The 12,099-nt window shown below is 44.6% G+C and carries 13 protein-coding genes; 5 read left to right on the forward strand and 8 right to left on the reverse strand.

Features of this window, described 5'->3' with window-relative positions; translation table 11 throughout:
* Positions 1–124: 124 nt before the first annotated feature.
* The 5 genes from NIES593_RS18040 to NIES593_RS18060 form a co-directional block, all read right to left on the reverse strand.
* Positions 125–451 (reverse strand): urease subunit beta, encoded by a 327-nt coding sequence (locus tag NIES593_RS18040; protein ID WP_073600900.1) that lies wholly within the window; start codon positions 449–451, stop codon positions 125–127.
* A gap of 171 nt (positions 452–622) precedes the next feature.
* On the reverse strand, positions 623–844 hold the full coding sequence (locus tag NIES593_RS18045; protein ID WP_139253740.1) for a hypothetical protein: 222 nt from the start codon (positions 842–844) through the stop codon (positions 623–625).
* A 213-nt stretch (positions 845–1,057) separates the two neighbouring features.
* Positions 1,058–1,198 carry a P-loop nucleotide/nucleoside kinase family protein gene (locus NIES593_RS25815; RefSeq protein WP_425432548.1) on the reverse strand — a complete coding sequence of 47 codons (141 nt, stop codon included), beginning with the start codon at positions 1,196–1,198 and terminating at the stop codon, positions 1,058–1,060.
* Between the two features lie 448 nt (positions 1,199–1,646).
* On the reverse strand, positions 1,647–2,078 hold the full coding sequence (locus NIES593_RS18055) for a GNAT family N-acetyltransferase (RefSeq protein ID WP_073600902.1): 432 nt from the start codon (positions 2,076–2,078) through the stop codon (positions 1,647–1,649).
* Between the two features lie 95 nt (positions 2,079–2,173).
* A complete protein-coding gene (locus NIES593_RS18060; protein ID WP_073600903.1) occupies positions 2,174–3,331 on the reverse strand; it encodes a ferrochelatase in 1,158 nt (385 codons plus the stop codon).
* Positions 3,332–3,667: 336 nt separating this feature from the next.
* On the opposite strand from NIES593_RS18060, the gene NIES593_RS18065 reads away from it, so the two are divergent.
* A complete protein-coding gene (locus NIES593_RS18065; protein ID WP_073600904.1) occupies positions 3,668–4,426 on the forward strand; it encodes an LmeA family phospholipid-binding protein in 759 nt (252 codons plus the stop codon).
* Positions 4,427–4,660: 234 nt separating this feature from the next.
* The gene (gene moaA / locus NIES593_RS18070; protein WP_073600905.1) at positions 4,661–5,650 is read left to right on the forward strand and encodes a GTP 3',8-cyclase MoaA; all 990 of its coding nucleotides are present in this window, start codon (positions 4,661–4,663) and stop codon (positions 5,648–5,650) included.
* A 39-nt stretch (positions 5,651–5,689) separates the two neighbouring features.
* On the opposite strand, the gene ppc is transcribed toward moaA, so the two are convergent.
* From ppc to NIES593_RS18085, 3 genes are all read right to left on the reverse strand, one after another.
* The gene (gene ppc / locus NIES593_RS18075; protein ID WP_073600906.1) at positions 5,690–8,716 is read right to left on the reverse strand and encodes a phosphoenolpyruvate carboxylase; all 3,027 of its coding nucleotides are present in this window, start codon (positions 8,714–8,716) and stop codon (positions 5,690–5,692) included.
* A 77-nt stretch (positions 8,717–8,793) separates the two neighbouring features.
* Complete coding sequence (locus NIES593_RS18080; protein WP_073600954.1) at positions 8,794–9,273, reverse strand: universal stress protein; 480 nt, start codon at positions 9,271–9,273, stop codon at positions 8,794–8,796.
* Between the two features lie 51 nt (positions 9,274–9,324).
* Positions 9,325–9,741, reverse strand: coding sequence for a hypothetical protein (locus NIES593_RS18085; protein ID WP_073600907.1), 417 nt, complete (start codon positions 9,739–9,741; stop codon positions 9,325–9,327).
* A 105-nt stretch (positions 9,742–9,846) separates the two neighbouring features.
* On the opposite strand from NIES593_RS18085, the gene NIES593_RS18090 reads away from it, so the two are divergent.
* The 3 genes from NIES593_RS18090 to NIES593_RS18100 all read left to right on the forward strand — a co-directional run bounded on the left by NIES593_RS18090 (position 9,847) and on the right by NIES593_RS18100 (position 12,075).
* On the forward strand, positions 9,847–10,485 hold the full coding sequence (locus NIES593_RS18090) for a DUF3318 domain-containing protein (RefSeq protein ID WP_073600908.1): 639 nt from the start codon (positions 9,847–9,849) through the stop codon (positions 10,483–10,485).
* 137 nt (positions 10,486–10,622) lie between these two features.
* Positions 10,623–11,621 (forward strand): anti-sigma factor antagonist, encoded by a 999-nt coding sequence (locus NIES593_RS18095; protein WP_073600909.1) that lies wholly within the window; start codon positions 10,623–10,625, stop codon positions 11,619–11,621.
* Positions 11,608–12,075, forward strand: coding sequence for an ATP-binding protein (locus NIES593_RS18100; RefSeq protein ID WP_073600910.1), 468 nt, complete (start codon positions 11,608–11,610; stop codon positions 12,073–12,075). The genes NIES593_RS18095 and NIES593_RS18100 overlap by 14 nt, the downstream gene beginning before the upstream one ends.
* Positions 12,076–12,099 lie beyond the last annotated feature (24 nt).

Consider the following 12,099-nt stretch of genomic DNA (forward strand, 5'->3'; position numbering starts at 1 on the left):
GCAGACGCTACATCCCACCCTTAAAAAGGGGTGGGCTTCGCTTCCTTTCCTGTAAATCTTAAGAGGCTCCCTTAATTTCTTTGCGTCTTTGCGTGAGACTATCATCCCACGATCGTACAACACCTTATTTTTTCTTCTTTTTCTTATCTAATCTGCCATTTACTAATCCATTGAATCCATAGACTTCGCGACTTCCGGCAAGGCTGACTAATTCGACTTCTTTTTCATCTCCCGGTTCAAAACGGATTGCCGTCCCTGCGGGAATATTTAAACGCATTCCTTTAGTTCTTTCTCGGTCAAATTGCAAAGCTTCGTTCACTTCATAAAAGTGAAAATGAGAACCCACTTGAATCGGGCGATCGCCTGTATTCGCTACTTGGATTCGCACGGTTTCGCGTCCTGCATTTAATTCAATTTCCCCTTCAGCCGCAATTATTTCGCCTGGAATCATAATTGTTCAATTTTGAATTTTCGAGAATACGTCAACTTTCATTAATTGTTTTATCTTTAAATAATACAATTGCTGGTTACTATCGATGCGTTTCTACAGCGAGTTTAAAAGAATCATGAACATTGTAGTGCGATCGTCCCGCTCGCGCGAGCAAGATGCTCGCACTACTTACTACTTTTTACACATCAAATAGACTTGCTCTATAAACTCAAACAAAGTTTCATCATCTATTTGGTTAAAATCAGTCGTATCTATTTCCAAAACGCGATCGCTGGCTTCTAATGCTTCATAATCGCCTTGGCTTAAAGTCATTTCAAATTCCTGGTAGTTGCTGCGATCGACATGACCGGGATGTTTTTCTCCCGACTCGGAGCGAACTTTGAATCGTTGCAAAAGTACCTCGCGATCGCAAGAGCAATGAATTTGCAACAAATATAGATGATATTTTTTCTTGAATTCTAGAAACTTAAAATTATCAAAATCAAATCTTGGTTGAAAATTGCTTTCCACTATTAATGAATTACCCGCACAAACTTGAGATTCTATAAAGTAATAAAGCAATCCGTAGCTTGCAATTCCTAATTTTTTTGACCATTCTCTGTCTTTCTAACCTAGAGAATCAAACAACGATTCTTTGATATCATCTCTACATACTAAGGGCAATTGAAGCTTCTGGGCAATTTTTCTAGCTAGCGTTGTTTTTCCAGTACAAGGTAAACCCGATATTAAAATTAGAAGCATTTTCATTATTTGTATTTTATAGCAATCATAGATAAATTCTGAGAGTTTTAATGTAGTGTGGAGCTGCAAAGCTGCGCGAATTTTTTAAAAGTAAGCAAGACGCGAAGGAGCTTTCGCACTCACCAATCAGGCAGGATTGCTATATAATACCAATTTTCAGGTTTTCGCGAGCGACATCTTTTTCCCCTCTCCCAAACTAGGAGAGGGGTTGGGGGTGAGGGCAATCGACCATCTCTGTCATTAATGAATGAAAAATGGTATAACTTAACTTACTAATTACATAAAAGTCTGTTTTAGAGGCTCTTTCTATCCGTCTACTTAGAGAAACTGAATTTTTGGGAAAATGCCTCAAACATAGAATAAAAAATATTCTGCAATTAATTGCAGGGTTGAGTTTATCTAATTAGTTCTTTAAGCTTCTCGATAATTATAAGAATTTGTAAAATACTAAAGATTATTTGATATTTACATAGCCTATTTTTTGATAAAAAATATGAGCTTTTTTACGAAGAATATTGGAACGTAAAAGAACTGCATCGCAATTTTTTTGCCTCGCCCATTTTTCTATATATTCCATTAGCTGCTTGCCAATTCCACAGCGACGACAACTTTTATCGACAACTAACCCCAAAACGATCGCTTGTGGTGGCATAATTATTAATGCGATTATTAAATCGCATTGATGCACGTGAATCCAGCCTATAACTTCATCCGTTTTCAAAGTAGCGACATAGACGGCGTGGTGTTCGCTAGATTGTAATTTATCAAAGCGTTTCTGAATTTGCGATCGCGTTACATCATACCCTAATTGTTCGCATAAACAAGCCATTCGTTCTGCATCTCGATCGCAAGCCGAACGAATAATAATTTCATCATTTTTAGTCATTTTAATCGCCGCAAGATTGAATCAATCATTCTATCTCGCGACTGGTAAAGAATAAGCGATCGCACAAACAAAAATCCCTGCAATCGCTCTTGATTCTAGTGATGGTGATGATGATTATAGTCGTGATGGTGGTGATGGCTATGAGTTTGTGCCTGCACCACTGCCAAAGTAGGATTTACTGTCAAAGCTTCCTCCGACAAAAGCTCGGAAATATGCGAATCTGCCCAATTCGCCGCCATCTGACAAAACTCTGGATTATCGTTGACGCATGGCATCTGCACGTAAGTCACGCCAGAATATTTACGGCGAACATGCTCTATGATATGCTCTACATCTAGGAGGGTTTCGTGATTTTCCGTAGCAAAGCCAATTGGCATAAAAATAATAGCTTTTGCCCCCAACTCAATTAGGTTTTTTGCCGCTAATTCTGCATTCGGTTGCGTCCATTTAATCAAAGGCGTTTGATGGTTTAGCCAACCTACAGAAATTAACGGATAGCGATGGATCAGTTTCTCGCGAACTAACTCATAGAGTACCTGACTCTCATCAATCCCCGAAGTAAAACCCTTTGCTTCGTGAGGACAACCGTGATTCATCAAAACGATGCCTATCTGGGAAGGTAAATGAGAACTGGCTAAGTCTTGGGCAATTTTTTCTTCTACCAAACGCGCCATTAAATCGATGTAGGCAGGTTGATTATAAAACGATGGGATGTAACGCAATCCTTTTACCCAGTGTTCGCTATCGTTAGCCATTTGAGCGAGCGCTTTATTGACTTGCTCGACAGCGATGCCGCTCGTGAAGATAGAATCGACTACTAACAAGGGATAAATTAAAACTTTCTCAAATCCTTGCGTTTTAATATCTTCTAAAACCTGTGCGGGAAGAAAGGGTTTGCAGAAGTTAAATGCTTTAAAAACTCTCACGCGATCGCCCCATTTCGCTTGTAAGTTCTGTTCGATCGCCGATCGCTGACGTTCAAAAATCTCGTTGTGAGGAGAAATAAAGCGATTATGCCGATGTTTCCACTCGTGAAGGTCAAAAATTGCCAAAAGTTTCGCTAAAGAGGGATAAATCCATGTCGGTACGGGAGCGAATTTAGCCGTTAGCAGGTTCAACGCCTGTTCGTTGTAGTTGGCGAAATCGTCGTAACTCTCGACCTCTCCATAGCCCATGAGCAAGACGGCAACCTTGTCTGCTGGCGAAGTTGTTGCTCTTGCTTGTTGTTGTCGTTTTTCTGGAGTAGCAACCACTGTGTCTGCCTCAATGTTTAAAGTCGAGCCAAGAAAAGAAATTTTTCTAATTTAATGGGTTAATTTTCTTTTGCTCTTATATTAATACTTTAAGATACTATCCCCTGGGATGGGATAAGGTTAAGAGAATAATAAATTCTGGCATTAGATACCAAAAAGCGATAGGTACTATATCAATTACTTATTCTCTCTTTACTCTATGTGGATGCAAAGGCTCTCTGGTAAGGAGCGATGACTTTTTGCCAGATCCCATTCCAAAGGATTTCAGCTCAACGTGCGTGCGATGCTTAACATTTCTTAATGCTAAAATCGATTAGCGTACAAAACAGTAAGGAAATGACAGCAGTCGTGTTTGGGAGCCTACCATTTCCAGGACAAAGCGGAGATCGCGTCGTTAGCAAGGCAGTTAGTGCTGCCATTGCAGCCTTGTTCAAACGAACGGGCAAAATTGAAGCGAACTTGCGAGCCGAACCCCTTGCCAAGTTATTGCAAGGCAGTGTCGATGGCTTCGACTTTATTGGCAACGGCATGTTGATGTACAATGGCTTACGGATTGAAGCGATGGAGCTTTACGTACAAGCTGTTTCGCTTGACTTTAGCGCTATCTTTAGCGGTCAAGTAAAACTCCGACAGCCCACCCAAGCGAGCATGCGCGTCGTCCTTACCGAAGAAGACTTGACGACTTCCTTTAACACGCCGTTTGTAGTAGAAAAGCTGCAACAATTGCAGTATCAGGAACAGCCTCTTTATTTTCAAAATACCCAGATGATTCTCAACGAGGATAAATCACTGCGGATTAAAACTCAGATTCGGGTTGGGGAGGCGAGCGATCCGATAGAAATCGATGTAACATCGTATTTGCAGGTCGAGGAGCGACGCAAGCTACAATTTGTCAATGTCACCCATCAAGGAGATAAAGACGCGATCGCGTTAGGGCAAGCTTTAATCGATCACGTTAACAATCTTCTCGACCTCGATAAATTTGCCCTAGACGGCACTCAACTGCGGGTCGATCGCGTGCGCGTTCAAAACAAACAAATAATCTTCTACGGGATCGCTCAAATCGATCGTTTTCCCCAATCTAAGAGAAGATAAGGAAAGGGAAGAGTTAAGAGTGTGGGGAGTGTGGGGAGTGTGGGGATACAAATTACTAACCACTAACCACTAACAAATAACTAATGACTCATGACAACGGACCAATTCCCAACAACAAATGAATGCTATTGAAATATGCAATAGATTAAGAAGTCATCCGAAGAAGATAGAATTTGTATCCTAGAAAAATAAGAAGAGTCGCTCTTCGTTCGCAGATCGAACGAGATAAATTGGATGAACAAGGTAGACTATCTTCGCATCAGCCTAATCGATCGCTGTAATTTCCGGTGCCAGTACTGTATGCCTGAAGGCGCAGAACTCGAATATATTCTGCGACAAGAACTGCTCGCTAATGAGGAATTAATAGCACTATTGAAAGAAGTTTTCATTCCGGTTGGGTTTAGAAAATTTCGCCTGACGGGAGGCGAACCGCTGATCCGTCCTGGCGTAGTAGGTTTAGTGCGAGATATTGCCTCTTTTGCGCAAACCGAAGACCTCGCCATGACTACCAACGGCTTTTTACTCGCTGACATGGCACAAGACCTTTATGATGCTGGTTTGCGACGGATTAACATCAGTCTCGATTCGCTCGACCCACAGACCTTTGATAAAATTATCGGCAATCGCGGTCGCAGTCGTTGGGAGCAAACCTGGGCAGGCATTCAAGCAGCCCATCGAGTGGGATTCGATCCGCTGAAATTAAATGTAGTAGTCATCCCAGGAGTTAACGACAAAGAAGTAGAAGATTTAGCCGCGTTGACGATTGACCGCAACTGGCACGTGCGCTTTATTGAATTCATGCCGATTGGCAATGCCGCTTTATTTAGCGATCGCGCTTGGATTCCGTCCGAAGAACTCAGACAGCGCATCAGAAGCCAATGGGGATTAGTCGAATCCGACGTGCGAGGAAATGGACCAGCAGATGTATTCCAAATTCCAGGCGCTAAAGGGACTTTGGGATTTATTAGCCAGATGTCAGAATGTTTTTGCGATCGCTGTAACCGGATGCGCCTGTCTGCCGATGGGTGGTTGCGTCCCTGTCTGTTAAACGAAACGGGTCAAATTGACCTCAAAACTGCCCTTCGTCGCGGCATCGATCTCGCCGAATTACGCGACAAGGTTCGTTATCTTTTGCAAATCAAGCCAGAAATTAATTTCCAACAACGAGACTCCGGTACAAAAACTGGTGTTTATAGCCGTACCATGTCTCAGATTGGCGGGTAAACTGTCAATCCAATTCGCAATTGCGAATTGGCAATTGTTTTAACCGGTATTGCGCATTCCGGCGGCGATTCCATTAATAGTTAACAAGGCGCCGCGCAGTAACTCTTCCTTCGAGTAACGGAAATAGATGGCGTTTGATGAAGCGCGATCGCTGTACTGGCGAAGCCGTTTGAGTAAAGAAACTTGCAGGAAGCCTAATGGCACGATCGTACCATTGCGCAACTGCACCGATCGTTGCAGGCTGGGATCGCCGTCTAGAAGTCGATTGTGCTCTGTAATTGTCAGGATTAAATCGCAACTGAGGTGATATTCCTGAGCGATCTGCTCGAAAAGCCGCTCGAAACGTTCCCTATCTTCAGGTTTTGATAGTTCCTTAACATAATGATGCGCAATCTGCAAATCTACCTTAGCTAATGTCATTTCCGCTTTGGAAATGACCATTTTAAAGAAGGGCCATTTTAAGTAAAAATAACGCAGCAACTTGAGATTTTCCTCAGGCTCGCGAGCGAGAAATTCTTGTAAAGCCGTCCCAATACCGTACCAAGCGGGCAACAGGAAACGGCTTTGCGTCCAGCTAAAGACCCAAGGGATAGCCCTTAAAGTGCTGAGGTCTTTTTGACCGCTCTTGCGTCTGGCGGGACGAGAACTAATTTGTAGTTGGCTGATTTCTGGAATAGGAGTGACCGAGAGAAAGAAATCGATAAAATCTGGCTGTTCGTAAATCAGAGCGCGATAGGCTTTCCGCGCGCAGGTTGCCAATTCCTCCATAATTGCGTTCCATGGCTCGATATCATCGAATCCGCTTCCCAACACGCTCGATTGGATGACGGCAGTAGCTAGCGTCTCTAGATTATAGAGGGCTAGTTCGGGCAAGGAATACTTAGAGGCAAGGACTTCTCCTTGTTCGGTAATCTTGATTCGTCCGTTAATAGTCGAGGAGGGCTGTGCCAAGATAGCCGCATAAGCAGGTCCGCCACCACGACCGACCGACCCGCCGCGTCCGTGAAACAGTCTCAGTATGACTCCATATTTCTGAGCCACTTTCTGTAGAGCTTTCTGCGCTTTATGAATTTCCCAATTGCTACTGAGAAAACCCGAATCCTTATTGCTATCTGAGTAACCGACCATGACTTCTTGAAGATTAACAGGAAACCCTGGGATTTCAATTCCGTTGTGACCTCCTGTCAGAGCAGTTCGGTAGAGAGGGATCTCAAACAATTTTTCCATGATGGTCGGCGCTCGTCTGAGGTCGTCTACCGTTTCAAATAAAGGGCAAATTCGCAACGTCGTCTGACCAGTGGCGGGATCGTAGAGTCCGGCTTCTTTTGCCAGCAGCATTACTTCTAAAACATCGCTGGCATCGTTGGTCATGCTGATAATGTAAGTTTGGCAGATGTCTAAACCGAACTCCTGCTGTAACTGCCGCAAAATTCGCAGGGTTTCGATCGCCTCACAGGTTTTGGCTGAAAATGGCATGTCTTGGGGAATCAATGGGCGGCGCGTGCGCAACTCTTGCACCAGCCAGGCAATTTTCTCGGCTTCTGTGAGTTGGCTGTAGGGTTTGGGCAGAATTTGCAGATACTCGGCGATTTCTTCGATCGCCTCAGAATGCCGGGAAGACTCTTGACGAAAATCGAGTTGGGCGAGGTTAAAGCCATAGACTTCGACCTGACAGATCAGATTGTCTAGCTCCTGACAGGATAAGCTCGTTTCAGCCAGATTACGCTGAATTAACCGTAATTCTGCCAAAAAATCGTCTCCACAACGATAGACATTGTCGTGAAACCTTTGGAAGAGAATTTTGCGCTCTTCGGGAATGGCGAGGCGCTTGTTGCGATCGCGGGTATTTTCCAGCCGTTTTTGGATGTAGGAGAGCTTGAGTCGATAGGGTTCCTGACGGAAGCGGATGGCTAAGTGCTCGTAAATTTCGGGCAGTTGCATCTTATCCCGCTCCAGCGAATCGAGCAAGTCCTGGGACACGTTACTCCAATGCAGAGACGGACTCAAAACGGCGATTAGCTCCCGCACCGATTGCAGATATTTCTCGATGACGAGATTGCGTTGATAGCAAGCGGTTTTCCAACTCACTTCGGGAGTGACCAAGGGGTTGCCGTCGCGATCGCCGCCAACCCAAGAGCCAAAACGGCAGAAATTATTGGCTGGTGGGGTTAATCTGGGAAAGGCGCTTTTGAGAGCTTGTTTGAGACGTACCGACAGTTGCGGAATGACTTCAAATAAAACTTCTTCAAAGTAATGCAGAGCGTAATCGACTTCGTCTAAAACAGTGGGTTTGAACTGGCGCAGTTCGTCGGTTCGCCACCAGAGGCGAATTTCTTCCGTCAGTTGCGCTTTAGCCTCTTCGGCTTCCCAGGAAGTACTCAATCCTATGGCTCGAAATGCTTCTTCGGCGCGATCGAGCTGGCGCAGAATGCGAGCGATTCGCCGTTGTTTTTTGCGAATGGTGTGGCGCACGATTTCGGTAGGATGAGCGGTAAAGACAAGGCGAATGTCGAGTTGGTCGAGCAATCGCTGAATTAACTGGGGCGGTACGTTTAGTTGTTTGAGATAGGGAAAAAGCCATTGAAAGGTTCCTGCTTTGGGCAGGCTAGCATTTTCGTTGAAGAAACTTTTTTCTAAGAGGTTGACTCCCAGCGCTGCGGGAGGGGTATTAATATTGTCTAATTGGCTGCCATGTTGACTGAGGTCGATCGAGTCTTGAGAAGAAGCCAGCCTCTCAAGCTGTCGATCGCGTTGCTCGTAGTGTTGTTCGACAATATTGATCAGTTGAAAATAGAGGGCAAAGGCACGAGAGGCCAGAATGGCTTCGTTGAGTTCGAGCTGTTCGATCGTTTGCGCGATCGCGGAGGCAGGAATTTCTGTTACCTGTCCTTCTGGCGAACAAATCGAGTGCAATTTTTTAAGTAAATCGACGGCTTCTTGTCCATATTCGGAGCGCAGCACTGATTCCCACAAATCTTCGACTAATTTGAGACGATGGCGCAAAAGAAGTTCTGACGTGGAGAAGATGCTAGCGTCTGGTACGGACGGGCGAAGCAGCGAACTCATAGAAACCTCAATAGCTGATAATAACTGTTAATTATAGAGACACTTGGAACGCTGCAAAATACTATTGTCATGGCAATCTAACGAACCAGCAGCACCGAGCAAGGAGCGTGGTGGACGACGTAATTGCTAACGCTACCGAGCAGCAATTCGCTCAATCCAGAACGACCGCGATGCCCAATGACAATTAGATTCACCTGCCACTCGCGAGCCACTTGACAAATAGTACGAGCCGGACTGCCAGCAATTTGCTCGTACTGAACCCTGACTCCTGCTTTCGTTGCTTTTTGCGCGAGGGATTGCAAAACTTCCATGCCTTGCCTCTCAAATTCCTGCCATTGCTGCCGCCAAGTCTCCAAGGTCAGGTCATTGCCGGCTGCTGGATACATTTCTGTCAAATTAGGAGGAATGGGCAAAGGACTATTCTCTTCTTCTGGCGAGAGCGCGTGCAATAACATTAAACTGGCGTTATTTTTTTGAGCTAGAGATAGGGCGCGCTCAAAGACATTTTTGTGGATTTCTGAGATGTCTATTGCTACTAAGATTTTGTCGAAGCTCATCTCGCCTCCATCGCGATCGCGCAAACATCAAAATTTCTCGTTGAAACAGCTTTAATTAACAATCTTTAACTGCTCCTGTAAATATCTCGTCCATTGCGCTGCTAGGGGAATTTCTGTAAAGGGAATTTGAATTAGACTCTGTGGATCGTCGAAACTCAACTCGATCGCGGGTTTGCCTTGGGTTGGTAAAGATTCTAACGTTACGGGTTGCTTATCGACCAAAAGCCGAATATCTCGAACGCGATCGAGAGACAAACTCTGCAAATCGATCGGACCGGAACGGGTGGGCTTGCCCCAGATTAGCGTTTTTCCGGTTTGACCTAAAACCGCATAAATGTCGTATTTAGCGCGATCGAATGGTTCTGCCCAACGGCGATAAGCTTCGATTTTTTGGTATTCACTCCAACCCATCCATGCCAGCCAGAAAAAAATGACGAGCAAGGGCAACCATAAAAGACCTCTTTCCATGGTTCGATGTTCCGGATATAGTATTGGATTAACAGCGAAGTCCGAGCCAAGATTGTTACGATCCAAGATAAAGACAATTTTATCGAATTGAAATAGGCAGATTTTATGACGACATCCTATGTAACTTCTTCTGCAAGAGCTGAGATGAGCGAACTTCGGCGATTGAAAGGCTTGCTGCCGCCGGAGTTGCAAAGCTGGGTGATGGTGGAAGGCACGACAGAAGTCAATCCCCCTCTAATTCGGTGCGAAGAAATCAGTCGAGACGAAGTAGAGATCCAAATCGACTTAGCCAAATGGGAAAATCTGGCAATCGACCAGCGCAATCTTATATTTTGGCACGAAGTCGCTCGGATTCAAAACGATACGATTCCCAGAGAGGGATGGGAAATGGCAGCCTTAGCCATTGGTTTGGGCGGGGCGGTTGGAGAACTTTGGGTACAAGATGGATTATTGCTGATTTTAGCGCTGGGGTTGTGCGGCATTTCCGGCTATCGACTCTGGCAGAAAAATAACGGAGAACGGGTTTATAAGGAAGCGATCGAAGCCGATGAAAAAGCGATCGCGCTGGCAACTCGTTTTGGCTATACGCTTCCCAATGCCTACAAAAGTTTGGGCAGCGCCCTCAAAACGCTCATCGAGCAAACCCCCAATCGCCGTCAGCGCAAAAAATATGAATCTCGCTTGCAAGCACTCCGTCGAAGCGCTGCCAAAGCCAAAGCCAGCATGAAGCAAGAAACTCCATGAAATGAGAAATTAAAGAAGGCAAGGTCAAACAAAGGAGGTAAAATTCAACTCAGAAATCAAAAAATAATGACTTATAATTAACCTCTGCCTTCTCGCAACCGACGTTCCCTCTCTCACAGACTAATGACTAACCGCTAATGACCCTTCATACTCCAGAAACCGATTTTCCCGTCGTTTACTACAATAATCTCCCAGTTATCCAAATGCCTCAACGCTTGACCGTCTTGGAAGCCGTCGCTTTCAAGGAGTCCTGTCATCAGCTTCTGGCTAACAATCCGACATCTCAACAGATGATCTTCGATTTTAAAAATACCGAGTTTATTGACAGCAGCGGAGTTGGGGCATTAGTCCATAATTTTAAGGCGACTAGAGAAAGAGGGATAGAGTTAATTCTCTATAATGTTCGTCCTCCGGTCATGGCGGTTTTGTCAATGACGGAACTCGATCGCGTCTTCCAGATTACGTCTCCAATACAAGACGACGAACGACCTCACAATCTAAATGTCAGCGCGCAGATCCCAGAAACGCATCCGTCGGTTCGGAGTTGGGTCAAACGGTTAATCGATATCGTCGGCAGTTTGGTCGGATTGGGAATTACGGCGATCGTATTCATTCCGATTGCGATCGCCATCCAACTCGACGATCCCGGACCAATTTTCTTTTTCCAAACACGCTGCGGTTGGCTGGGAAAACAGTTTAAAATCATTAAATTTCGTTCCATGTGCGTCGGTGCGGAAGCCCTCAAAAACCAAATTCCCAATCAGGCGCAAGGCGCTATTTTCAAAAATCAAAATGACCCGAGAGTTACCAAAGTCGGTCGTTTTTTGCGACGTACCAGTTTGGATGAATTGCCCCAATTTTGGAATGTTTTAGTTGGAGATATGAGTTTAGTCGGCACCAGACCGCCTACGCCCGATGAGGTAGAACGATACGAAGTTCCAGAATGGCAGCGACTCGATGTCAAACCGGGCATGACAGGAGAATGGCAGGTCAACGGACGCTCCCAGATTACTAATTTTGAAGACGTGATCAAATTAGATTTGCGATATCAAAAAAATTGGAGCCTTAAATACGACTTGGAATTAATTTTAAAAACAATTTTAATCCTATTTCGTAAAAATAGTGGAGCTTTTTAGTAATAAAAAACAAAACTCAGACGAACAATTGCGCGAACAATTTCGGCTCCGAGTTAAAACTCATATAGAAGCTTTGACGATAGTCTTACAGTGGTTCGATCGCAATACAGAACCGATCTTGCCAGAAAAATGTCGATGGCAATGTAAATTAGCACTAGCAGAAGGATTTACAAATACAGTTCGCTACGCTCATCAACACCTGCCAACAACAACGCCAATCGATATAGAATTAAATATATTTGGCAATTATTTAGAAATCCGCATCTGGGATTGGGGATCTCCTTTCGACATCCATGCCAAACTGAAAGCTTTACGTCAAAATCCAACCGATCCCCTAGAAAAAGAAGGCGATCGCGGGCTATTCTTTATGCAAGAACTCACCGACGATCTCCAGTACCTTCGCGCCTCAGAAACCCGCAATTGTTTAGTGATGAAAAAGAAGATTTCTGGTTAATTGTTGGTAGTTAGTAATGATTCG

Origin of the sequence: Hydrococcus rivularis NIES-593 (assembly GCF_001904635.1) — a bacterium.
GTDB lineage: Bacteria > Cyanobacteriota > Cyanobacteriia > Cyanobacteriales > Microcystaceae > Hydrococcus > Hydrococcus rivularis.

What these genes read in the sequence shown, in the direction of transcription:
- ppc (WP_073600906.1), bottom strand. Translation starts at nt 8,716, where the DNA reads ATGAGTTCGCTGCTTCGCCCGTCCGTACCAGACGCTAGCATCTTCTCC.
- NIES593_RS18080 (WP_073600954.1), bottom strand. Translation starts at nt 9,273, where the DNA reads ATGAGCTTCGACAAAATCTTAGTAGCAATAGACATCTCAGAAATCCAC.
- NIES593_RS18055 (WP_073600902.1), bottom strand. Translation starts at nt 2,078, where the DNA reads ATGACTAAAAATGATGAAATTATTATTCGTTCGGCTTGCGATCGAGAT.
- NIES593_RS18085 (WP_073600907.1), bottom strand. Translation starts at nt 9,741, where the DNA reads ATGGAAAGAGGTCTTTTATGGTTGCCCTTGCTCGTCATTTTTTTCTGG.
- NIES593_RS18065 (WP_073600904.1), top strand. Translation starts at nt 3,668, where the DNA reads ATGACAGCAGTCGTGTTTGGGAGCCTACCATTTCCAGGACAAAGCGGA.
- NIES593_RS18095 (WP_073600909.1), top strand. Translation starts at nt 10,623, where the DNA reads ATGACCCTTCATACTCCAGAAACCGATTTTCCCGTCGTTTACTACAAT.
- NIES593_RS18040 (WP_073600900.1), bottom strand. Translation starts at nt 451, where the DNA reads ATGATTCCAGGCGAAATAATTGCGGCTGAAGGGGAAATTGAATTAAAT.
- moaA (WP_073600905.1), top strand. Translation starts at nt 4,661, where the DNA reads ATGAACAAGGTAGACTATCTTCGCATCAGCCTAATCGATCGCTGTAAT.
- NIES593_RS18090 (WP_073600908.1), top strand. Translation starts at nt 9,847, where the DNA reads ATGACGACATCCTATGTAACTTCTTCTGCAAGAGCTGAGATGAGCGAA.
- NIES593_RS25815 (WP_425432548.1), bottom strand. Translation starts at nt 1,198, where the DNA reads ATGAAAATGCTTCTAATTTTAATATCGGGTTTACCTTGTACTGGAAAA.